The 23202-nt window shown below is 41.4% G+C and carries 26 protein-coding genes and 2 tRNA genes; 12 read left to right on the plus strand and 16 right to left on the minus strand.

Features of this window, described 5'->3' with window-relative positions; all coding sequences use genetic code 11:
* Window positions 1–79: 79 nt before the first annotated feature.
* Window positions 80–862 (minus strand): ABC transporter ATP-binding protein, encoded by a 783-nt coding sequence (locus AACS98_RS07835; RefSeq protein ID WP_066377932.1) that lies wholly within the window; start codon window positions 860–862, stop codon window positions 80–82.
* Window positions 852–1985 (minus strand): branched-chain amino acid ABC transporter permease, encoded by a 1134-nt coding sequence (locus tag AACS98_RS07840; protein ID WP_066377933.1) that lies wholly within the window; start codon window positions 1983–1985, stop codon window positions 852–854. Before AACS98_RS07840 ends, AACS98_RS07835 begins: the two co-directional genes overlap by 11 nt.
* A gap of 259 nt (window positions 1986–2244) precedes the next feature.
* Between AACS98_RS07840 and AACS98_RS07845 the strand changes: the two genes are divergently transcribed.
* The 3 genes from AACS98_RS07845 (at window position 2245) to AACS98_RS07855 (ending at window position 4542) form a co-directional block, all read left to right on the plus strand.
* Complete coding sequence (locus AACS98_RS07845; RefSeq protein WP_066377936.1) at window positions 2245–2442, plus strand: hypothetical protein; 198 nt, start codon at window positions 2245–2247, stop codon at window positions 2440–2442.
* Between the two features lie 151 nt (window positions 2443–2593).
* Window positions 2594–2851 carry a cytotoxic translational repressor of toxin-antitoxin stability system gene (locus tag AACS98_RS07850; RefSeq protein ID WP_066378216.1) on the plus strand — a complete coding sequence of 86 codons (258 nt, stop codon included), beginning with the start codon at window positions 2594–2596 and terminating at the stop codon, window positions 2849–2851.
* A gap of 104 nt (window positions 2852–2955) precedes the next feature.
* Window positions 2956–4542, plus strand: coding sequence for a glucose-6-phosphate isomerase (locus tag AACS98_RS07855; protein WP_066377937.1), 1587 nt, complete (start codon window positions 2956–2958; stop codon window positions 4540–4542).
* A gap of 206 nt (window positions 4543–4748) precedes the next feature.
* Here AACS98_RS07855 and AACS98_RS07860 read toward each other — a convergent pair whose 3' ends face one another.
* Entirely contained in the window at window positions 4749–5408 is a 660-nt protein-coding gene (locus tag AACS98_RS07860; RefSeq protein WP_066377939.1) for a Nif11-like leader peptide family natural product precursor, read from the minus strand.
* Window positions 5409–5897: 489 nt separating this feature from the next.
* On the opposite strand from AACS98_RS07860, the gene AACS98_RS07865 reads away from it, so the two are divergent.
* On the plus strand, window positions 5898–6167 hold the full coding sequence (locus AACS98_RS07865) for a hypothetical protein (RefSeq protein ID WP_066377940.1): 270 nt from the start codon (window positions 5898–5900) through the stop codon (window positions 6165–6167).
* A gap of 65 nt (window positions 6168–6232) precedes the next feature.
* Here the strand turns inward: AACS98_RS07865 and mdh are convergent, their stop codons facing one another.
* From mdh to AACS98_RS07905, 8 genes are all read right to left on the minus strand, one after another.
* Window positions 6233–7216, minus strand: coding sequence for a malate dehydrogenase (mdh, locus tag AACS98_RS07870; protein ID WP_066377941.1), 984 nt, complete (start codon window positions 7214–7216; stop codon window positions 6233–6235).
* Between the two features lie 175 nt (window positions 7217–7391).
* Window positions 7392–7607, minus strand: coding sequence for an NAD(P)H-quinone oxidoreductase subunit O (locus AACS98_RS07875; RefSeq protein WP_066377943.1), 216 nt, complete (start codon window positions 7605–7607; stop codon window positions 7392–7394).
* A 216-nt stretch (window positions 7608–7823) separates the two neighbouring features.
* On the minus strand, window positions 7824–8072 hold the full coding sequence (locus AACS98_RS07880) for a DUF4926 domain-containing protein (RefSeq protein WP_066377944.1): 249 nt from the start codon (window positions 8070–8072) through the stop codon (window positions 7824–7826).
* Between the two features lie 5 nt (window positions 8073–8077).
* Complete coding sequence (locus AACS98_RS07885; RefSeq protein WP_066377945.1) at window positions 8078–8404, minus strand: DUF6883 domain-containing protein; 327 nt, start codon at window positions 8402–8404, stop codon at window positions 8078–8080.
* 387 nt (window positions 8405–8791) lie between these two features.
* Window positions 8792–8865: transfer RNA gene (locus AACS98_RS07890), tRNA-Pro, on the minus strand.
* Window positions 8866–8916: 51 nt separating this feature from the next.
* Window positions 8917–9282, minus strand: a complete 366-nt coding sequence (locus AACS98_RS07895; protein ID WP_066377947.1) for a DUF1818 family protein — start codon at window positions 9280–9282, stop codon at window positions 8917–8919.
* Window positions 9266–9802, minus strand: a complete 537-nt coding sequence (locus tag AACS98_RS07900) for a hypothetical protein (protein ID WP_066377948.1) — start codon at window positions 9800–9802, stop codon at window positions 9266–9268. Before AACS98_RS07900 ends, AACS98_RS07895 begins: the two co-directional genes overlap by 17 nt.
* A gap of 21 nt (window positions 9803–9823) precedes the next feature.
* Entirely contained in the window at window positions 9824–10060 is a 237-nt protein-coding gene (locus AACS98_RS07905; protein WP_066377950.1) for a DNA-directed RNA polymerase subunit omega, read from the minus strand.
* 155 nt (window positions 10061–10215) lie between these two features.
* On the opposite strand from AACS98_RS07905, the gene AACS98_RS07910 reads away from it, so the two are divergent.
* From AACS98_RS07910 to AACS98_RS07925, 4 genes are all read left to right on the plus strand, one after another.
* Window positions 10216–10635, plus strand: coding sequence for a fasciclin domain-containing protein (locus tag AACS98_RS07910; protein WP_066377951.1), 420 nt, complete (start codon window positions 10216–10218; stop codon window positions 10633–10635).
* Window positions 10636–10845: 210 nt separating this feature from the next.
* Window positions 10846–10919 (plus strand) — tRNA-Met (locus AACS98_RS07915).
* Between the two features lie 380 nt (window positions 10920–11299).
* Window positions 11300–11539 carry a hypothetical protein gene (locus tag AACS98_RS07920; protein WP_066377952.1) on the plus strand — a complete coding sequence of 80 codons (240 nt, stop codon included), beginning with the start codon at window positions 11300–11302 and terminating at the stop codon, window positions 11537–11539.
* Entirely contained in the window at window positions 11536–11949 is a 414-nt protein-coding gene (locus AACS98_RS07925; RefSeq protein ID WP_066377954.1) for a putative toxin-antitoxin system toxin component, PIN family, read from the plus strand. The genes AACS98_RS07920 and AACS98_RS07925 overlap by 4 nt, the downstream gene beginning before the upstream one ends.
* Before the next feature lie 415 nt (window positions 11950–12364).
* Here AACS98_RS07925 and AACS98_RS07930 read toward each other — a convergent pair whose 3' ends face one another.
* Window positions 12365–13651: a hypothetical protein gene (locus tag AACS98_RS07930; protein ID WP_066377956.1), complete on the minus strand. Its 1287-nt coding sequence runs from the start codon at window positions 13649–13651 to the stop codon at window positions 12365–12367.
* A gap of 847 nt (window positions 13652–14498) precedes the next feature.
* A complete protein-coding gene (locus AACS98_RS07935; protein ID WP_066377958.1) occupies window positions 14499–16628 on the minus strand; it encodes an amylo-alpha-1,6-glucosidase in 2130 nt (709 codons plus the stop codon).
* Between the two features lie 140 nt (window positions 16629–16768).
* Between AACS98_RS07935 and AACS98_RS07940 the strand changes: the two genes are divergently transcribed.
* Together AACS98_RS07940 and AACS98_RS07945 are read left to right on the plus strand one after the other, a co-directional pair.
* Window positions 16769–17380, plus strand: coding sequence for a peroxiredoxin (locus AACS98_RS07940; RefSeq protein WP_066377959.1), 612 nt, complete (start codon window positions 16769–16771; stop codon window positions 17378–17380).
* Window positions 17381–17639: 259 nt separating this feature from the next.
* Window positions 17640–18176, plus strand: coding sequence for a peroxiredoxin family protein (locus AACS98_RS07945; protein WP_066378217.1), 537 nt, complete (start codon window positions 17640–17642; stop codon window positions 18174–18176).
* Between the two features lie 109 nt (window positions 18177–18285).
* Here the strand turns inward: AACS98_RS07945 and AACS98_RS07950 are convergent, their stop codons facing one another.
* The 3 genes from AACS98_RS07950 to AACS98_RS07960 all read right to left on the minus strand — a co-directional run bounded on the left by AACS98_RS07950 (window position 18286) and on the right by AACS98_RS07960 (window position 21298).
* Entirely contained in the window at window positions 18286–19293 is a 1008-nt protein-coding gene (locus AACS98_RS07950) for a DnaJ C-terminal domain-containing protein (RefSeq protein ID WP_066377961.1), read from the minus strand.
* A gap of 121 nt (window positions 19294–19414) precedes the next feature.
* Window positions 19415–19936, minus strand: coding sequence for an AAA family ATPase (locus tag AACS98_RS07955; RefSeq protein WP_066377962.1), 522 nt, complete (start codon window positions 19934–19936; stop codon window positions 19415–19417).
* A 72-nt stretch (window positions 19937–20008) separates the two neighbouring features.
* Window positions 20009–21298, minus strand: a complete 1290-nt coding sequence (locus tag AACS98_RS07960; RefSeq protein WP_066377964.1) for a glucose-1-phosphate adenylyltransferase — start codon at window positions 21296–21298, stop codon at window positions 20009–20011.
* Window positions 21299–21415: 117 nt separating this feature from the next.
* Here AACS98_RS07960 and AACS98_RS23590 point away from each other — a divergent pair, with 117 nt between their 5' ends.
* Both AACS98_RS23590 and AACS98_RS07965 read left to right on the plus strand, forming a co-directional pair.
* Window positions 21416–21733, plus strand: coding sequence for a hypothetical protein (locus AACS98_RS23590; protein WP_156481575.1), 318 nt, complete (start codon window positions 21416–21418; stop codon window positions 21731–21733).
* A complete protein-coding gene (locus AACS98_RS07965; protein WP_066377967.1) occupies window positions 21706–23163 on the plus strand; it encodes a glycoside hydrolase family 13 protein in 1458 nt (485 codons plus the stop codon). The genes AACS98_RS23590 and AACS98_RS07965 overlap by 28 nt, the downstream gene beginning before the upstream one ends.
* Window positions 23164–23202: the final 39 nt, after the last annotated feature.

The raw sequence follows: 23202 nt of genomic DNA on the forward strand, positions 1-23202 counted from the left end.
TAGAGATTTAAAAACTCTAATAGTGTTTCTGGATTGATCATAAATCTAATTAGCAGTATGTCTAATTAGATTTATGTAATTATTGTCCCAAGTAAGCTTGTAAAACTTGGGGATTAGTTTGAATTTCTGCGGGAGTACCGTCGGCTAAATTTTGACCTTCAGCTAATACCCAAACGCGATCGCACAAGGACATGATCACATCCATATTATGTTCAATAATCAGAAAGGTCATGCCGTCGTCACGGTTCCATTGGAGAATGCGATCGCATATATCATCGATTAACCTAGGGTTCACCCCGGCGGCTGGTTCATCCAACAAAATCAACTTCGGGTTAGTCATCAAAGCCCTACCCATTTCTAACAGCTTACGTTGTCCACCAGACAAACCACCAGCATATTCGTAAGCTTTATGGGCTAATCCCACAGATTCCAGCAAAAACATTGCTCTTTCTTTTAATTGCTTTTCTTCTTTCCCTACTACCTGCGGTTGAAACTGTACCTGCCAAAAATTCTCTCCTGTTTGTTTCTGCCCTGCTAACAGCATATTTTCTAACACCGATAAGCGGGAGAGTGTGCGGGCTACCTGAAAAGTGCGGACTAAACCCTGCTGGGCGATTTGGTGGGGTTGCAGATTTTGGATCGGTTCACCGTCAAATATTACCCGTCCTTTGTCGGGACGAATAAAGTTTGAGAGTAAATTAAATAAAGTAGTTTTACCAGCACCATTGGGGCCAATCAAGCCTGTGATGCTACTTTTAGCGACTTCAATGTGTGCTTCTTGCACAGCTTTGATACCACCAAAGTTTTTACAAAGTCCACTAGCTGCTAACAGGGGAAGTGGGGATGATTGGTTATTTACCAAGGGTGAGTTCCTCCTTTTTCCCTAAGATACCTTGAGGCCGCCAAATCATCAGCACCATCAAAATTAAACCAATAACCATGATGCGGAATGCACCTAAACGCGCTTGATCCAGAGGAATAATTATTGGTAAAACTTCACGAGTAATGGCATCGTAGGCAAAGTAAATGACAGCACCTAAAATAGTGCCGACATTATTACCAGAACCGCCTAAAATGACCATAATCCAAGCGTCAAAAGTTAGCTGGGGCTGGAAATTATCCGGGTAAATCGCGCTGATTTGCCAAGCGAAGAAAGCACCAGCGACACCGGCGATCGCACCCCCTAACATCAAAGATTGTAACTTGTACCAAAAGACATTTTTACCCACAGCCTTGGGGACTTCTTCATCCTCACGGATAGCTTTGAGAACTCTACCCCAAGGCGATCGCACTAAATACTCTAACCGCCAAAACACAAACGCTAACACCAACAGCGATAACAACATTAAACCCGCTTTGGGAATGTAGTTATACAGTGTGATTACTCCAGAAATATAAATTGCCGTTGCCAATAAACCTAAAACACCGCCTACGACTAAACGAGTGGTAAATTCTCCCTTAGTACCGACTCTAGCAGTCTGATCAGCAAACCGTAATTTTTGGGCGGTACGAATCCACCGCCACAAAGAAAACACAGTAATCGCCAACAACAGCGTTAGCAAACCAATCATCACCAACCGAAACCACAAATTAGGCGGTGTCAATAGGGGAATAGGGTAACTTTGGACACCAAACGCCCCAGATACCCAGGTATTACCTACAGGTAATTCTTGGTTATTCACCACCAAACGAATCAATTCACCTGTGCCGATGGTGACAATCGCTAGGTAATCTTCCCGTAGACGCAACGTTACCAAACCGATAACCAAGCCCAGCAAAGAAGCAACTACTGCCCCAGCAATCGCGGATATCAATAACGGAACACCCTGTAAACTCAACAATACAGTAGTGTAAGCCCCCAAGGTCATAAAAGCGATATGACCAAAGTTAATTAACCCTGTAAAACCCCATTGTAAATTCAGTCCTAAACTAAACAGGGCAAAGGTGGCTGTAGAAATTGCCAAGAAAATTAGATATTCAATCATTAGTCATTAGTCATTAGTCATTAGTCATTGGGCATACAAGAGGAATTGGAACAGGGTGCAGGGTGCAAGGGGGAGAAGAATTTCCTTTTCTCCCTGCCCCCTGCCCCCCTGCCTCTTCCGCTTCCTCTGCTTCTGCACTATCCACTCCCTACTCCTTACTCTTTCCAATACATTAGCTTGATGAGACTCATTTATCGCCGTTAACAGTTGCCAATTTTTGGGAACAATACTTTTGTGTTGTGGGTAATGTAAAGAGTAGATGAACTTGCTAAGAATTAGAATCCATCACTTAATTGAACAATTAGGGGATGAAGAACTGGAAAGCGTTTGGCATGATATCCACGCGTTGCATTGTGACTTTTATATGCGTAAAGCTATACAACAAGCCCAGCGATCGCTGCAACCGTGGGATATATTAACTTATGATGAAGCCGTTAGGATGTTGATGTTTGTTTAGGAATAGGGACTGGGGATTGGGGACTGGGTACTGGGTACTGGGTAAAAGTTATTTTTCCCCTGCTTCCTCATCCTCCTCATCCTCCTCATCCTCCTCATCCCCCTCATCCCCCTTATCCCTCTCATCCCTCTGACTTTCTAAGGTGAGTTTAGTGAATCTAGAAATGCGCTATGCTATGTCTTTTTTAGTAGACTTGAAAAATTTAGAACCTGCTGCGTATCAGCGAGTATATGAGTTTGTGTTTAATGAGTTTGCTGAAAAGTGGCCTTTGCATTCCCTACCAGAACTGCGACAACTGGATGAGGAAGGAATATTTCATCGGTTTACTATTGATAATTATCTGATTGGCATAGAAATTAGGGGTGAGATTGTCAAATTTCTTCGCGTTATACCTATGCCAGATGTTTAGGGTGAGGAGTTTCTCCAGACTTAAAACTGTATAAGACAAAGCAGGGATGGGTCTACCGTTAAATTAAACTGGTGTTTGAAGGACACTTTACAAGAGATTTCCCTATGGATGCGAAGGCACTTTGGCAAAGATACCAAGATTGGTTATATTTCCACGAGGGATTAGGACTGTATCTAGATGTCAGTCGGATGCGTTTTGATGATGCCTTCGTGAATTCGTTAATGCCGAAGTTTGACAAGGCGTTTGCGGATATGGCTCAATTGGAAAAGGGTGCGATCGCTAATCCTGATGAAAACCGCATGGTTGGACACTACTGGCTAAGAAACCCAGACTTAGCACCCACTCCAGAAATTACACAAGAAATTGTCCAAACCTTAGAACAAATCGAAGCCTTTGCGGAAAAAATCCACACAGGTGCGATTCATCCCCCCAAAGCCAGCCGCTTCACCGATATTATATCTATTGGCATTGGTGGTTCTGCCCTCGGCCCTCAATTTGTCGCTGAAGCCCTCGCCTCAGAATTTCCACCCCTGAAAATTCACTTTATCGATAATACCGATCCTGCGGGTATAGATCGAGTTCTTACTCAACTAAGAAATCATCTCTCTAGCACTTTGGTGTTAGTTATCTCTAAATCTGGCGGCACACCAGAACCCCGCAACGGCATGATTGAAGTCAAAAAAGCCTATGCTGGACAAAATTTAGATTTTGCTCAATATGCAGTAGCTATCACCAGTGCTGATAGTAACCTGGATAAATTAGCAACATCTGAAGGTTGGCTAGCAAGATTTCCCATGTATGATTGGGTGGGTGGACGTACTTCCGAAATGTCCACTGTGGGCTTAGTTCCCGCCGCATTGCAAGGGATTGATATCCGCGCCATGCTAGACGGTGCCAAAGAAATGGATGACGCTACCCGTGTCGCTGATGTGAAAAACAACCCGGCGGCGTTGCTGGCTTTATCATGGTATTTTGCTGGTAACGGTAAGGGTGAAAAAGACATGGTTGTTTTACCCTACAAAGACAGCTTGCTGTTGTTCAGCCGTTACTTGCAACAGTTAGTGATGGAATCCTTGGGTAAAGAGAAAGACTTAGATGGTAATACTGTTTATCAAGGTATTGCTGTTTATGGTAACAAAGGTTCAACCGACCAACACGCTTATGTACAGCAGTTGCGTGAAGGTGTACCCAATTTCTTTGCTACTCTAATCGAAGTTTTAGAAGACCGTCAAGGTGTATCTCCAGAAGTAGAACCAGGTGTAACATCTGGTGATTATCTCTCTGGTTTTCTGCAAGGAACTCGTCAAGCCCTTTATGAAAATCAGCGCGATTCGATTACAGTCACGATTCCCCAAGTTAACGCCCGCACTGTCGGCGCGTTAATTGCTTTGTATGACCGTGCTGTGGGTTTATATGCTAGCCTAGTCAACATCAACGCCTACCATCAACCAGGGGTAGAAGCTGGTAAAAAAGCGGCGGCGGCAATTCTTGATCTGCAAACCAAAGTAGTAAAATTACTGCAAACCGAAAAAACCGCCCTATCTTTGGCAGAAATCGCCAACAAAGTGGGTGCGGCAGATCAAGTTGAAGCTATCTACAAAATTCTGCGTCATTTGCAAGCTAATCAACGCGGTGTAGTCTTCCAGGGAAATCTTGCACAACCCAGCAGTTTAAAAGTTTCTCTGGGCTGAAACTCTCACTGAATTATCACGGTATTGTTCAACAAAGATTTATTTTTACCAGCATCCTAATTTTTAGGATGCTTTATTTTATCTTTAAAAAATGTAATACCCATATCCCCGACTTCTTTGAGAAGTCGGGGATATATGCCATCATCATTTTATGTTTAATTATGTTGACCTACTTAATCAACTTTTTCCTATTCCCTATTCCCTATCTATAGGTTTTGACTGACGAAGTGTTGCATAAAGTAGCTTTTGGGTAGAAAGCATCGATCAAGTAAGAAAGGATCATCAGTATATTGGGATAGGAAAACTAAGGGTTGATCTTTGTGGCAAAATGGTCGTACAAGTCCCCATTCTTCCGCTAACCAAATCCAATATCCGATTTCTATTTTTCCGTAGTTTGATACGGTGTCTATTTCCCCAACACTGTTATTGATGGGGACTAATTCAGGTGATGCTTTGATGTCAGTTAAGAGCCAAGCTAATTCATCTACAGTAAAGGAATAACCATAATTAGCGGCTATATTGATGAACTGCTTCGGGTTTTTCGCTGCTAGCAATTTATCTTTGAGTGCTGGTGTTTTTTGTGCTAAATCAAGGAATTCCCAAATCTGCTTTCTTGTCACTACAAACCAAGCTAGTTCTTCAGGAGTTAAAATATAACCGTTTTGTTTGGCAATGTTAATAAAATCCTCAAGGTTATAAGCTTCACCTAGTTGGTGTTTGATGCAGACATTTTGCTCGACAAATACTAAAAAGTCTTTGATTTTCTGCCATGTAAACTTATTGAATTGGCTATGGTTTTTTATCTTTTCTTTCCAAGTTAAATATTCTTGCTCCTTGAGAAAGAAATTCCAAAGCTGGTAATACATGATTCATTTTTCCTGAAAATTAGGAATGAGTAAGATTATTTATAATTTTCAGTATAATCACTATAGACTTGGTAATCTACAGTATTAAATTTAATTTTTTTGTAAATATCATTACCCAAAATTTCAGCATAAAAAAATAGTAATATTACGTAATTTTTCTTAAAAAAAACTCAAATAGTGAAGCAAATAACAGGCGATCGCGCTTGAGTTATTGTTACTTTTCTTAGCGAAAGTTTTGGGAGTTAAGCATACAGATACAGAGAAGGGTAAGAATTAATGCAATCTGTGAAATTGCAAGCGATAAGCGATCGCTCACTATTTTTCTGCCAAAATCACCTAACTAAAAATCTATTTCTGGGGAGTAATGCAAACTCTTTCAAAAGTAGGACGGAAGACTAAAAAAATCGCCTCATCATAGCAGAGGGTGAATACAACCTTTCTCAAAATTAACTTGTATCCTACTCCTGTGTTTCAGGGAGGAAAGAGATTATGGTAGATGATTTTTTGCGAAAAGCAAAGGATTTTATCGGTGGTTCAAGACGCAAAGAAAGAGAGGAAGACACTGATTATCGGGAGTATCGGGGACGTAGGGGAAGCCAAGATCGGGAAGAATGGGAAGAAGACGAAGAAAACGAGGAGTATAATCGCAACTTTCCACCCTCCCGTGAAGACCGCTATGATGATGAAGATGAAGAAGAAGATTATGGTAGTATGCGCCGTTCCCGCAGAAGCCGCTACGATGATGAGGACGACGAATAACCATCAATAAACCCCTTGTAAAGACGCGATAAATCGCGTCTACCAATCACGCTTATCAATTATTACTATATAGAACTTATTGCCCCTAAAATTTCTTGCGATCGCGCAATATTTTTCCGCACAGATTGAGCTGAAATATGCAAAGCTTCTCTTTCACTTTCACTCAAATTTAACTCTAAAATACTCTCAATTCCAGCCGCACCCAAGCGACAAGGAACACCAATCACCACATCTTTTAAACCATATTCACCTTGCAAATATGTCGCCACAGGTAACAACCTGGACTGATTTAATACAATCGATTCTACCATCACACTCGTAGCGGAAGCTGGCGCAAAAAATGCTCCACCAGTCTGGATTAATTCAACAATTTCCGCGCCACCGTTGCGGGTTCTTTCTACCAAACGTTCAATTGTATCTGCATCTAATAATTCTGTGATGGGAATACCGTTAACAGTAGCATAACGCGACAAGGGAACCATCAAATCACCGTGACTACCTAACACCATCGCCTTGACATCAGCAGGTAATACACCCAACTCCAAGGCGATAAAAGTCTCAAATCTGGCTGAGTCTAAAACCCCAGCCATACCCATAATACGATGACGAGGTAAACCCGTGGCTTCCCAAGCTAGATATGTCATTACATCTAAGGGATTGGTGACAATAATTAAAATAGCATCGGGAGAGTAGGCGATCGCTTGCTTGGCTGCTTCTACAACAATCTTCGCGTTAGTTTTGAGCAAATCATCCCGACTCATACCTGGTTTGCGGGGAAGTCCGGCGGTAATTATGACGATTTGTGAACCAGCCGTGTCAGTATAATCATTTGTGCCTATAATTTCACGATTATGTAACTCAATGCCTCTAGCTTCCAACAAATCCAAAGCTAAACCTTGAGGCATTCCTTGAACAATATCTAATAATACGACATCAGCGAGATTTTTCTCAGCGATGCGTTGCGCTAAGGTGCTACCAACTCTACCAGCACCGATGATAGAGACACGCGGTAAACGAGACAGAATAGGGGAGACAACAGAAGAAGACATAATTCTGCTAGACAATGCAATCTTTACACCACTCAGGTTAACAGCTAGGATTGCGATCGCCTGTCACTAGAGTTAGAAAATTCACTATGTAGGATGGAAGATATCCACCCTACAATTTTGTAGTGCAAGCAAATTCTACCAAAGGATAAACAGCACTTATCCCCAGCCTAAAGGCTTATTCAGACACTTCCAGTTGATCTAAACGTAACCAAATATTAGGGGTGGGTACTTTTCCGAACTTCACCAAGGCATAATCACCTTTAATATCTACCACTTCACCGTTAGAGTCAAACAAATAAGCCGGAAAGCGAGTATCACTAGCTTTTGCTTCCACACTATTTTCTAGTTTCTCACGGACAGCCCGCACCATATTACCTTTTTTTAGTGGCATAAGTTCTTCTCGCAAGTTTTTAGTTTCATACAGGATTTTAACTTGCAGACAGGTCAATAGAGTATGGGCGACAGTTGATAGGCGACAGATAGAAGTAGGTTGGGTTAAGTGCTGCGCTTAACCCAACCTACTTCTAATTCACTATCTTAGCCTTGCCACGCCACTATTATATTTTTTTATTAATTTATAAAAAACTCTAATAGATTGTTAAAGAAACTATTTCAACTCTGCTAATGGACGAATAGCCAATACTGCATCGCTAGGCATTTTTTGTACTGCTGACATAGGAACAGTAAAAACAGCGATAGAGTCACCTATTGCATTAAAGACTTCTAATACATAACCATCTTCACCACCATGAGGATGAGTCACATAATCAATTAACATAGCAACATCGCCCCGTTTGAGATTATATTCTGGTAAATCACAATTGAGAGCAACATACTGATATAGTTCTAATTTCATCCAATTTAGTCCTTTTTTGGTTTTAGGGTAATAAAGCGAAAGTTGCCGCCATGTTTTGATTGTAGCCAAACTGTGATTACTGCTAAATTTTGACCATTTACTCCTTGTAGGTTTCCTTCGATAGTGTAAAACGTTCCATATTCATTAGTAATATCTTCTACTACTTCATGGGTGGTTGCGAGTTGCCAAATAGCTGTTAATAATTCTTCTGGGTTAGTTTGTGTAAATCCCGCTTGGGCTAAAAATTTTGATTTATCATCTTTTATCCGGGGAACTAAAAGATAGCGGGTAATCTTTTCTTCTGGAATTATGATATTTTCTGGTATTTTCACAATTCAGTTTTGCTATAGTTCTTTTTAATTAACAACAAAATTGGGTTTAAACCCAATACAGGAACAGAATACTCCCTTGGCTTCATCTGAGAGTTAGCGCGTAACTCATCAGTAAATTAGTAGGGTGCATCAGATACCGGAAATATGGTAGTTTTTGCCAAATCATCTCTTCTGACGCGCCCTAATAACTATCTATTCTAGAACAGACTAAAATGGAAGTGTATAATAGGGAAATTTAGTCTACACAAAGCTTTTACTTATATGTTGTATTCTGGTTGATTACTCATGTTACCCATCATAAAATCAACAATAAGTAAACATAGAGTCAAAGCCATGAAAAAACCTACCAATCTTTCATGAAGATTAGCAGGTTAGGGATTTTATCAATCGGAGCGGCGGGATTTGAACCCACGACCTCCACTACCCCAAAGTGGCGCGCTACCAAGCTGCGCTACGCCCCGGTCACGATTTACTATAATAACGCAAAGCTGAAGGATAATCAAGGGGTAAGTTCAAAAAACTTTTAGCATCCCAGCAGCTTGCAACAGACCAGGTACAGCAGAGGCTTGCCATTTACCTTCTGCACAGCGTCCAGAATTTAGGATAAAGCGCAGACTGTATTCATGGGGATAGCCTTCCACCTCCATCCATAATAAATCACTTTCGGCTTCACAGGCAATTTTTTCTTCGTCCATTAATTCGGCTGTGAGTTGTTTCATCGTGTCGGCTAGCTGTGCCAACAACCGACAAAAAACATCTAACTCGGCGGCGGTTAACTCTATCGCCCAGTCATCAGTACCTACTAAACCTTGATACTCAACTGCATTGGGGTTCCAACCGATGCGCCAACCATCACCGCTTTTAATTACTCGTTCCATCAGGGTTTGGGTTAAAGATATTGGTGAGGACTTGTGCTAGCGCATTTCTTTGTTGGCGGGTGAGGCGTTTAATGGTGGCGCGATCGCCTGCTAAGGGATTCTGTCGTAATGTATCATTACCTGGGTAGGTGTTTTCATACATCACTTCGTTAGCATCCAAATAATCAGCTAAAGTCAGCTTCCAATCTAGGCGATAATTGGGGGCGCGTTCTTTAATATAAATGTGATACCGAATCAAGCGACTAGCCAAGGTGTTATTCTCAGCCACCTTCCCAGACTCTCTGCTGATGTATTGGTTTTCCTTGGGCAAGTCCGGTAATTGCTGATATACCAACTGCCACACATCGCTAGGACTAATCCTTTGGGCTTGTGCTGGTTGAATACTGAGTAAATTAGTGGGTGTAGTTGGTGTAAATCTATCCACGCCCGCACCTAAAACAATTACACTCACCACTATCAAAGCAGTGAGTGTCTGCCAAGGATGGAGTCGGGGATGAATTAACGATAAATGTTTGCTCATCCTACCTTCTCTCACACCCGCTTATAATTCACCAATGATTTCTGGTTGTGTCAGTTCGTCGGACATTTCAATAATTGCCCTCAGCACTGGCTTCATCATTGCATCTTCCGCACTATCAAAGTCTTCATAACGTCGGCGTTTAGCACGATTTGCCACCTGAACCGTAATGCGGTAGCGATTAGACGCTGCACTAATTAAATCCTCAGCACGGTGCATAATCTGAGATTGGGTTGTCTCGAACTTAGAACGCTTGAGCATAGTAACTGGTTCTTGGGGACATACCCTAGTTTAGCAGCACTCAATCAATGTTCTACTTGGTGATATTGCTGGCAACCTTTCTGTTGATAGAGGTTGATTACTTTTAACTATTTATAACTTAGTGGGTAAGGAAGTTAATTAATTAACCCCATCTTATGGCTAATCTTGTGGAAACTGCTGCCAAAGTTGGCAAGTTCAATAAGCTGTTACAACTGGCTGAAACTGCCCAAATCGTAGACACCCTCAAAAGTGCTGATATTTTCACTTTATTTGCACCTACTGATGAAGCTTTTGCTAAGTTACCAGATGGAACTTTAGATGCACTACAGAAAGATATCCCTACTTTGAAAAAAGTTTTGACGTATCATGTAGCCTTCGGAGATGTCCGGGCTGAGGACTTGGTGCAGATAGAAGAAGCAGAAACATTAGAAGGTTCTGTGTTGGCGATTGATTCTACTAACGGTGTGATTAAGGTAAACGATACCAACATCACCCAAACAGATATCGTGGCTGATAATGGTGTCATCCACGTTATTGATCATGTGTTGATACCAGCAATGGTAGCAGGGAAATGAAACCGCAAGGAAGCTAAAGACCCCAATTTCAGGATAAGCGACTGAATCGAAAATTGCGGACTAACGTCCGAGGGGTCGCCCTCTGCGTTTTTTTGAGCAAGGCTGAAAGGTTATGATGTAATTGGGCTATCGATAACCCAAAATTTTTTTTAGCAAAACACTAGCCAAATCTAAATTTGTCTGCTATATTAAGAATTGTGTGAAAAACAAGGCTCAGTAGCTCAGTTGGTTAGAGCACGGGACTCATAAGCCTGGGGTCGTTGGTTCAAATCCGACCTGAGCCATTTAATAAATAATAGTGAAAAAAGCTAATTTCTGAGTTAGCTAGACATATTTTACTTTCTCAGGTTTTCATGCAAGTGTCGGTTGGATACTTTTGCTAAAGCAGACTATCAAGCTAAGAGGATGTTTGGAAAGTCGCAAAGTATACTAAAAACCCCTCTCCAAACCTCTCCCCTAAAAGGAGAGAGGCTTTGAAACCCCCATTCCCTTGTAGGGAAGGGGGGCTGGGGGGATAGGTCAGAGAGACTTTGAAGTTAATAACAATACTTTTCAAACATCCTCTAAGGGTGTAATGTAATTACCTGATGCTGCTAGGTTCTCTACTCTGCTTAATTTACTGTTAGAACAGAGTTAGATAAACCCTTAAGTATGAGCATAGATTATGGACTCTTATAAAACCTATATCACAATTGAAGACCCAAAGCAGGTAATATTATCTGATTTACCATTTCAACCAGGACAAAGAGTTGAAGTAATTATGTTAGCAGAGGATAATCAAAGGGAAACTTTAGCCACAGAAATCAAAAAGTTATTTAAGGAAATACAAGCAACACACGCAGATAATCCATTAACTGATGAAGAGATAGCAGCAGAAATTGATGCTTATAGACGGGGTGAATGAAAGTTATTATTGATACTAATATTGTTGTTTCTGCTGCTGTGGCTAATAAAAATCCAGAGGCAGTAATTTTATTTGTGGTCAGTAATTATGATTATGAGTGGATTGTATCAGCAGAAATTTTAGCAGAGTATAAGGAAGTTTTACAGCGTCATCGTTTAAAGCTAACTGAGACACAATATCAAAGATGGGTTAATTTAATTGATTCTGTGACAACGCTAGTTGATGTGGAAGTGGAAGTTGATTTTCCTAGAGATAGGAAAGATGCAAAGTTTTTAGCTTGTGCTATTGCAGCAGATGTAGATTTTTTTATTACTGGTGATGCTGATTTTCAGGAAGCACAAAGTTTAATCAGTTCAACGATTATTTCTGTATCCTTATTTAAGAAATTAGTTTGTGATACAAGCAAATAATGTAAAAGTTATAAATATTATTAATCAGTATAATATTCTGATTTCGCTGAGGAATTTTAAATAATTAAATGAGGAATAGGAAGTTTTGAAGAGAAGCGCAGGCTCTTAAAATTTATTAAAGATATTATTTGACAATAAGCAATAGTAAACCCCCTTTGGAGAACATTCTGGAGGGGTCTTTTTTATTGTTTACTTTAGGTGAATAGGATAAACCTGATTTTTTGGTAAATCAGCTAGTAATTGTTTTATGGTACTAGCTTTAGCTGCTTATTCTTGGAAAATAAGAGGAAAGAGTAATAATTATGGTATGGAAATTCTTTTTATCTACAGTTTGTAAATAACTTTGCACAAACCACGCATAATATGAGGTCATATATACTCCTTTTCTAGCTATGTATCAGTTAATTGTAAGAACCTATGAAAGCATCCAAGTCCAAAAAATTATCCCAAAGATTATCCAACCAATCATTCCTCCTGAAAAGAAACCTATATCTTGATAATTGGGATGAGTTTTTTTTGCAAAATAAGTAAGAGCATCGTAAATGTATATGGTTGGGTAAAAAGTAAAGAGTAATGGTACTAAACCAAGTATTCCAGATATTCTTCCTGTTGCCATAGTTATAAATATTTGCATAAAGAAAATACCAACTGGCTTACTGTTGGTTGAATATCCTTTTTCTTTTGCTATTGCAAAAATACGTTTTGTTAATGAATATATAGTTATGCCTGGAAAAGCTCCACATAATACAGGAATAATATTTAGATTTTGTAACTTTTTAATAAAAATCCAGTGCTTATAGAACCAATAAAAAATGTATACACCACCTGTAATGATGCAAAGAAAAATGTATCTAGCAGGAGATTGAAGTATTAGATTATTTAATAAATCTGGTCTGTCTGTAATAGTGAAACTTGTAGAAGAATTTAACTCTGTAATTTCTTTTGCTTCAACTTTATTACTGTTGAGTAAATTTATCAAACTCATCACTGGAGCAATCAATATACCTTGACCTATACCAGATATAAAAGGGTTGTTATCTGTTTTAAGTAATATACCTATTATAGGCAGTATTATTATCTCTAATACAGGTATTACTCTCTTAGACAATTGAGAAATATTATGTGATGGAAGGGCTGTTTGATTATTAGTACCAGTTTCAGGAATAGGATTTCTAACTATATCCTGATTATATTGCTTGGATACTGCTGATGAGTCATAAGTTGATACTGGAGTTTCGTTAATGGGATTACTTAAACGTTTTTGGCCAACTTCTTGTACAGGGTTTTCTTGGGTTTTATTATCAGAAATTATAGTTTGATATAACATAGGTTCTATTTCCTCTATTACATCAGCACAAATTCCTTGACGTAAACTTAACCCAGCTAACATTATTGGATCTGCACATTTTTGTTTTAAATTTTCTATTTGATTAATTTCTTGTTTAATAATAGATATTAACCGATTAAATGCTTCTTTAGCATTATATTTATTGGCTCTTGATTCTTTTAAAACTTCCTCAATGCTTTTTCTTATCCCTATGAGACAAGGAATTATATATAATGTGTAACTCTCTTTTAGGGCAATAGAAACATCATTTTCCGAAGTAAACTGTAATGCAGCTTCTTCAGATTTTGTAATTTTAACTTGTATATATAAATCAACTATTGTTAAAAAATCACTGGTATTTCTTAGAGACACCATTTATTTAAACCCTGTGATTATGATATAAAAATTTAATCTGCTCTCACCAGTGCAGCCCAACCAGCAAGATTCTTAGAGAGATAAAAGCCTGAGAATGCTTAAATTTAGCATATCTACCCAAGTCAATCTGTGGCTGTAGTTTCCTTAGATACCACAACACATCAATTTTATTGGTAACAATGTAATGGGCGCAAACTTAATCACATCAACCTTTACACTGTTGGCACAAGGGACATGAACTTAATCACAGTCAACCCTTGGGTTATGTAATGATTGCTCCCTAAAGGGAGTTCTAGCTGCGCTAGCAACCTGTACTTACTATACCAAGCACATAATAGCAAGTCAATAAATATACGTAACTCTTTGTGAGAAGATATATTTGAATATATTTAAGAAAATTACAAAGCCCTAAGATAACCAAATTGACAGCACAAAACCATAGGAGAGTTCACCTGTACAATTCTCTCCAGGTAGGTTGAGTATTCAGTTCATCTAGGTGTACTAACATAAAGCTTTCTTCCCTAGATGCGGGTTAAGTCAAATTTTACTAACTATTATTTTCAACTTGCTTTAATAAGCTATAGCCTGCTTCAATCCTAAGCTTGGAATTCTAGAATGTCAAGTTTACCTCAAGGGGGTGGTATAAGTCCTTTGGAGTAAGGGTGTTGACTATTAGTTGACTATGAAATAAGATGTCAGAAGCAGAGGCTCCTAATGTACTTGGCTTTATTTAGGGACTCATAAGCCTGGGGTCGTTGGTTCAAATCCGACCTGAGCCATATTATAAATTAATCAGCTAAAAGTTGTGAGTTGAGCAATTAGGATTAACCTTTGCTCACTCAAATCACTATTTGAAATGACGAATCACTTCAGCGATTGACCAAGCTTGGGCTACTGCGCCTCTGGGTTGGTGTGGTGCGTCGCCATCAAAAATTTCGGAAATAGAACCAATGCAACCATCATTCAGGAAATGATGTAAAAGGGGTTGCCAATTAAAAGGTAAGGGTTGTTCGGGAAAAAAACGCTGCCAAGCCCGGATAAAGGGGCCAATTAGCCAAGTCCACACTGTACCCTGATGGTAAGAGCGATCGCGTGTTTGTGAGTTACCTTCATATTTACCTATATATTGTGGATCGGCTGGGTCAAGGCTGCGTAGTCCATAGGGAGTCAGCAAGCGATAAGTTGCTAAATCTATGACTTGACGACCTTGTTGTTGAGTAAACCCACAATGGGAAAGTGACAATGCAATCACAGCATTGGGGCGAATTTGAGCATGGCGGCGATCGTCAAAATCAATGGTGTCGTACAAATAGCCTAACTGTGGATTCCAAAATTTTTGCAGAGAAGCTTTTACCTGTTGGGCTTGTTCAGCATAACGCCCTGCTTGCTTTGCTAAACGTGCCGTATCACCTACTTGTAACTGGCTCAAGCATTCTGCCCAGTTACTCATCCAACATAATGCAGAATACCACAGTGCATTAATTTCTACAGCTTTGCCAGGTCGAGGCGTGACAGGTTCTCCTTCTACTATTGCATCCATCCAAGTTAAAGCCACACCTCTGGCATCCCATCCCACCAATCCATCGGTAGCATCAATTTGGATGTTGTAGCGTGTACCAGCTAAAAAAGCTTTATGGATTTGTTGGACTACAGGGAACTGTTCAGACAAAAATTGCCAGTCTTGGGTTGCTTCTAAGTAAAGCCCTAAAGTTTCAATCCACCACAAAGCCGCATCAATGCTGTTGTAAAACGGTTCACTGTCCACATCAGGGAAAGCATTCGGTATCAAACCGTAACGACAGTAACGCCCAAAGGTGCGTAACAGTCCTTTTGCTAGGTCAAAGCGTTGAGGTACTAAGGTTAAACCCGGTAAGGCGATTAAGGTATCCCGTCCCCAGTCATTAAACCAGTGATAACCAGCAATTACCGTAGGCCCAGCAATAGAGGCGCGATAGACTACGAACTGATCACCAGCTTTTAATAATTGTCGCCAAATGGGGGATGAGGTGGATGAGGGGGATGAGGTGGATGAGGGGGATGAGGGGGATAGAAATTCTTCCTTATCTTCCCCTACTTCCTCATCTTCCCCTACTCCCTCATCTCCCCCTACTCCCCAACCAAAAATCTCAGATAGTCGTTGTTGTTCTGCGGCGACAGATGCGGCAAAGGTATCGGTGGTAAGAATATCTGGTGTTTGCTCAGGAAAACCGATGCGTGCTTCTAGAGTGACTGCATCTCCTGGTTTGAGTGTGACGGTCAAATAACCAGGGCTGTAGAGGTCTTCGCGATCGCCTAATCCCCGTTTTGTTTCTTGGGGAAATTCGTAATTCCAATACCACACCGAATCTGCTCGATATTCTCCTTGTGTCCAACGCAATTGCCAAGGTGTACCAAAATGCCCCGATTTAATGGCTTGCAAACACACTTGTTGATGTCCCAGCAGTTGGGAAAATTGTAAGTCTGAAGTCGCGGTTTGTTGACTGTGAAAGTCGCGATCGCCTATCAGCAAGCGCAGTCTTAAGGTTGCCGTTTGTCTACCTTCATAACGATATTGAATTAATAGGCGATGACCTCCGGTCGGGTGTAGCCCATCACTCATTCGGGAGTCGCCCGCCTGATTTTCTTCCCTACTCCCTCCCATCCCATGCGGCATCAGCAATTGTCTGCTCAGTTGCCAGTCATTCTCACCCCAAATCCATTGGGGAACAGGGTTAATCTCGAAACTGTGCAGCAGTTTGTAGCCTCTCGGCTCAATGTTACCTGTCCCCCAGATATTCGTCCCCAGTGAAACCACTTTCCCGCCAACTTCCAAGCTAGCTTCTAAGTGTGATAACAACAGGGTACGCCCAGCCGGTGGATTTGTGGCGACAAATAGCCAACCATGATAAGTCCGTGTCCGCACATCCGACACCGTACCACTGGCAAAGCTACCCAAGCCATTAGTCAGCAACCATTCTCTTGTATCTAAATCTGCCATTTGCTACTCACAATCGTTATGAGTATGATATATTTGTAACAGATCGTAATCAAACTGTGAGAGAGCGTGGAGGGGTAAGATTTACCTGACCCCGACTCCAACGCTAGAAAACGGATATAAGTTGAAGGAGAACATAGTAAATGTCCATCACTTACGGAACAGAAGGAAGCCTGCGCGTTGGTCAACAAGCTCCCGATTTTACAGCAACAGCTGTGGCGGATCAGGAATTCAAGACAATCAAACTTTCCGACTATCGTGGTAAGTATGTTGTATTGTTCTTCTACCCCCTAGACTTTACCTTTGTTTGCCCCACTGAGATCACAGCATTTAGCGATCGCTACGAAGAATTTAAGAAAATTAACACTGAAGTGCTTGGTGTTTCCGTTGATAGCGAATTCTCACACCTAGCTTGGATTCAAACAGATCGTAAGTCTGGTGGTGTTGGCGACCTCAATTATCCCTTAGTTTCCGACATTAAAAAAGAGATTAGTGCCGCTTACAACGTACTAGACCCAGCCGCAGGTATTGCTTTACGTGGTCTATTCATCATCGACAAAGATGGTGTTATCCAACACGCTACCATCAACAACCTAGCATTTGGTCGCAGCGTTGATGAAACCCTGCGGACACTGCAAGCAATTCAGTATGTGCAGTCTCACCCCGATGAAGTTTGTCCTGCTGGTTGGCAACCCGGCGACAAAACCATGACACCTGACCCAGTGAAGTCTAAAGTTTACTTCGCTGCTGTGTAAAAAAGCAGGAAGTGAGCCACTGCGGTGGACGGGTTTCCCGGCATAAGCAAGTGGCGAACCCGTAGGGCAGAAGGCAAAAGGGAACAAAGTTTATGCTAAAAACTTTCTAACCTTTGTTTGATATCTGCCTTTGTGCTGGTAAGATTTTCAGACAGAAAATCAACCATACCACAGATGAACATAGCTGAACACAGAGATAAAATCAGTGTTATTGGCAGTGTTTACCTGTGGTTTTATAATTTTTAATTTTGAATTATTTATGTTAACCTCAACAGATTTCAGTGGCTTACTTAACGAGCGTTTCTTTCGTAATTTTCTGCCGATTCCAGCTAGTAATGAATTAAGGCTGGATGTAAAAACACCAGATTTTCAATTACCGGATATCACCAACAACAGCACAGTAAAATTAGCGAATTTTTCCGGCAAGCAGCCTGTTTTACTAGCATTTACGCGAATTTTTACCGAAAAGCAATATTGCCCTTTTTGCTTTCCTCATATCAAAGCTTTAAATGAGAACTACGAGGAATTTAAACAGCGTGATATAGAGGTTTTACTGATTACCAGTACAGACGAAAAGCAAAGCCAAATAGTTGTGAGAGACTTAGGCTTAAAAATGCCTTTGCTGAGTGACCCTAGTTGCAGAGTATTTCGCACTTATCAAGTAGGACAAGCCCTAGGTGCGCCTTTACCTGCTCAGTTTGTATTAGATAAAGAAGGAAAACTCCGCTACAAGCATTTATTTTCGTTTTTAGATCACAATGCCAGTATTGAAACTTTACTCAATATGTTCAATTAAAGTCAGGTGGGCAATGCTGATATTTCGCTCCAACCCTGAATTTTGGATTGTTGCCAGTGCATCGCCCTACCATTAATGACTAATGACTAATGACTAATGACTAATGACTTTACAATTTAACTTGCTGTAAATGACTCCGGGGATTGTAACTACGAATAGCGCGGATTTTTTCATAGTATTCCCGTTCTTGCTGGCTCATTTCTTTGGGTGGAACGATCGCCACCTTCACCAACTGATCACCACGCCCACCTCTAGAAAGAGGCCAGCCTTTACCCCGTAAACGCAAAGATTGGCCAGAACGCACTCCGGCTGGTAACTTCACATTTACACTACCATCGGGTGTGGGAACATCAATTGACGCACCAAGGGCAGCTTCATCGGGTGTTATCGGTACTTCACAGACAAGATTATCACCATCAATCTGGAAGAATGAATGTGGCTGTAATTCTACCTTAAGATATAAGTCGCCACGTTGTTGAGTCATGGGGTTGAATTGTCCTTTACCACGCACCCGCAGACGAGTACCGGATTTCGCGCCGGCTGGGATACGAACATCTATGGTTTCGTTACCTAAGCTAAACCGCTTTTGACAACCTGCAAAAGCTTCTCCAAATGTCAAACTAATAGAAGCTTCTGTATCTGCTGCGCCACCTGCACCAGCTGCACCAACATCTTGAAAACCGAAGTCACCAAACCCACTATAACCGCCCCCTGGTCTACCTGTAGAGGTACGATAAGAATAGCTTTGTCTGCCACCGCGAGGCGCACCACCACCAAAGCGTCCTAGTAATTCATTGATAAACTCATCAAAAGTGCCGTATTGACTGAAGTCGAAACCGTTCATATCGACACCAGCACCGCCAGGGAAGCCGCCTTCACCTACTTGTCGCCAATATTGACCAAATTGGTCATATTTTTTGCGTTTGTCTGGATCTGATAAAACTTCGTAAGCTTCGTTAATTTCTTTGAAGCGTGCTTCCGCTTGCTTGTTACCTGGGTTCACATCAGGGTGATACTTGCGGGCTAATTTCCGAAAAGCTTGCTTAATTTCTTCTGGACTGGCAGTTTTACTAACTCCTAAAATCGTGTAATAGTCCTTGAAGTCGGTTGCAGCCATCTACCAGCCTCCTGTAGCGATTTTCTTTAAGTTTTTTTCTAAGATGTGAGATTCTGTGTTTGCTAGGTATAATGCCAAGCACAAATAATTCTGATTTTAAATTAACAAATTATCAATAAAATCAAGTGTGGTTGTTGCTGATGGCATGAGGGCGATTACCGTACTTTGGGGACTCTTGACTGGGGATGGGGTAGGAAATTAAGTTATCTAGTCCTTCTTCGAGGCTGGGGGGTGCGTCGCGGAGTTGGCGGTGCATTCGTAAGATAATGTCTTCGGGGACTTGGCGATCGCGTCGTTTATTCCTTGCTAAACATAGCCATACTGGAGTTCTCACCCATAACCCTGTAATGTGAGTAAAACCTATTTCACGGGCTAGGGTGATAATTTCCCGACGATGGCGGCGTTGGGCGTTAGTAGCATCAAAAATTACGGGTTTATTTGTAACAATAGCCTGTTGCAATTGTCGTTGAATTTCCCGCCAAATCAGCAGCCACGGCCCTTGAATAGCTTCTGAGCCGAATAATTGCCCCCGGATAGCATCTGTAGAAATTAGGTGCATCTGGGGGCATTGTGAGAGTATTTGTTTTGCTAAAGTTGACTTACCGCTACCAGGAAGACCAATCAGCAACAGTAGTTTAGTCATGAGTCCATAGTCAACAGTCCCTAGTTAAATATCTTAACTAATGACTAATGACTAATGACTAATGACTAATGACTAAATAATAGTGCCATCGGGAATTACAGCATTTTTGAGAACAACTACAATGCCACTGCGGATGTAGAAGCCTTGATTTTCGCGGTTAGCTTCCTGTACGTTGTCTTTATTGATAATTTTGACATCGTGACCGATGCGGGCATTTTTGTCAATGATGGCACGGCGAATGATTGTATCTCCACCGATACCTATGGGAATTTCACCTTTTTCTAAACTGCTTTGGCGTTCTACGTAAGGTTGATAAAAGTCAGAACCCATCACTAAAGATTCTTCGATGATAGAGCCAGATTCAACTCGCGATCGCACACCCAACACTGAGTGTTGAATGCGGCAGTTTTTCAAAATGCAACCTTCCCCAATTATCGATTCTGTCACATGACAGTCTAATAATTTGGTTGGTGGCAAATAACGAGGGCGGGTATAAATGGGTGCTTCTTCATCGTAGAAGCTAAAAGGCGGTAATGGTTGCCGAGTCAGGGCTAAATTGGCATTATAGAATGCTTCAATTGTCCCGATATCTTCCCAGTAGTCGTCAAATAAATAAGCTTGAACATTGTAATCTTTTGCCGCATCAGGAATAATTTCCTTACCGAAATCGGTGCGTTCTAAAGATTCTTTCAAAAGTTTGATCAAAACGTCTCTTTTAAAAACATAAATCCCCATCGAGGCGATGTAGGGCTGCAATTTGGCTTGTTCGGCTGACAATCCCAAAATGGTGGTATCGACGCGCATATTAGCTAAAGCTTCGCCTTTCGGTTTTTCGCTAAAGTCGATTACCCTACCGGAATTATCAATTTTCATTAAGCCAAAATCGGAAGCCCGGCGTTCGTCTATGGGGATAACTGAGAGTGTGATATCCGCACCTGTTTCGCGATGGCGTTCTACAAATAGACGATAGTCCATGCGGTAGAGGTGATCTCCTGATAAAATCAGGTATTCGTCCACATTCCATTCTTCCAACAGCCAGATATACTGACGCACCGCATCAGCCGTACCTTGGAACCAATTGGGGTTTTCTGGTGTTTGTTGTGCGGCTAGCACTTCTACAAACCCCTCACTGAAGCCAGTGAAGTTATAGGTACGGGCAATATGACGGTTGAGGGAAGCCGAGTTAAATTGTGTGAGGACGTAGATTTTATAAATCTCAGAATTGATGCAGTTACTGACAGGGATATCTATTAGGCGGTACTTCCCTGCCACTGGTACTGCCGGTTTAGCACGTAGTTTGGTTAATGGGTACAGGCGAGTACCTGCACCACCTCCAAGGATAATTGCTAAGACTTTTTTCACAAGATTTCTCCCAACTGCCGTTCAAATCCCACCTACAGTTTAGGACTGTATGTAGCAGCTGGTAAGGGGGGATCAACGATTATGTCTAAGGAATTTTACAAACCCTACTTGTGATGTATGCCCATGTCGATAATTAGTCAGCGATCGCCTATGTCTGATTGTAGGCGATCGCTCGGTCAAAACCATTTAAAAGGGAACAGGGAACGGGCAACCGGGAACAGTGTAGGTTTTGCAGGTGATTTAAATCCGCTTAAAAGTGGGGGCTTGCAAAGGCTTGAGCAAGTGCTTCACAGAAACGGGAAACGGTTGGTTCCTCACCGTTCCCTGTTCCCTATTCCCTTTTTGCTTAACACCTCGAATATTTCAGAATTTGCCACAATAATTATCAAAGCAATCAAGAAAAAATCATGCAAATACACACACCAGACTGGGTGAAACACGCTGTATTCTACCAAATTTTTCCCGACCGCTTCGCCAGAAGTCAACAGCCCCGTAAACGCTTGTTGCGTAATGCCAGTTGGGAAGACTGGGAAGCAATGCCCACACTGCAAGGTTACAAAGGCGGTGATTTATGGGGCATTATGGAGCAATTAGACTACATCCAAGACTTAGGCGTTAATGCTATTTACTTCACACCGATATTTCAATCTGCCAGCAATCACCGTTATCATACCCATGATTATTATCAAGTAGACCCGATGTTAGGGGGTAATCCAGCTTTTAAAGAGTTACTAGACGCTGCCCACCGCAGAAATATGAAAGTTGTTCTCGATGGCGTATTTAATCATGCCAGTCGGGGGTTTTTCTTTTTCCATGACATTTTAGAAAATGGCCCTTATTCCCCTTGGGTGGATTGGTTCAAAATTGCAGGCTGGCCGCTTGCGCCGTACACTGGCGAGTTACCCGCTAACTATGTAGGTTGGGCTGATAATCGCGCTTTGCCTGTATTTAATCATGATAACCCAGAAGTGCGGGAATATATCATGGAAATCGCCGAATATTGGCTTAAATTTGGTATTGACGGTTGGCGGTTAGATGTGCCGTTTGAAATTAAAACTCCTGGTTTTTGGCAAGAGTTTCGCGAACGAGTCAAAGCTATTAATCCTGATGCTTATATTGTCGGGGAAGTGTGGGGAGATTCCCGTGAGTGGTTGGATGGTACACAATTTGACGGTGTGATGAATTATTTATTTGCTGGGCCGACTATTGCCTTTGCGGCGGGCGATCGCGTAGTCTTAGAACAAGTGCAGAGTCGCGACTATCACCCCTACCCGCCCCTATTTGCGGCTGAATACGCCAGTAAAATGCAGGAATTACTGCAACTATACCCTTGGGAAATTCAGCTAACTCAACTCAACTTACTCGCCAGTCATGATACGGCACGGTTAATTACTATTGCTGGGGATGATCAAGCCAGTGTAGAATTAGCTACTCTATTATTGTTGACTTTTCCTGGTGCGCCTAGTGTTTACTATGGCGATGAAGTGGGTTTACCCGGTGCAATAGATCCTGATTCCCGTCGTGGTTTTCCCCTAGAAGCTAACTGGAATCGAGAAATTTATGATATTCACCGCCAGTTAATTGCTTTGCGTCATGCTTATCCAGCTTTACGTACAGGTGACTACACAGTTCTTTGGGCGCGGGGAGAATTGTACATTTTTGCCCGCACTTTAGGGAATGAAGAATTGATGATTGCAGTGAACGCAGGGACAGCATCAGCCCAGGTTAACTTTAATGTTACCAGTTTAAAGACTCAACCCAACCAACTTTTATACGGCAATGCAGAATTTCAATGGCAAGGTGAAGGAAAAACCCAGCAGTTGACGTTAACGCTGCCCCCTCGTAGCGGTTGTATTTTGGGTTAATCTAGCGATCGCTAACGGTGCGACAGTCATATCCCAACA

Source organism: Anabaena sp. CA = ATCC 33047 (assembly GCF_963870205.1).
In the GTDB taxonomy this organism is placed as follows: domain Bacteria; phylum Cyanobacteriota; class Cyanobacteriia; order Cyanobacteriales; family Nostocaceae; genus Trichormus.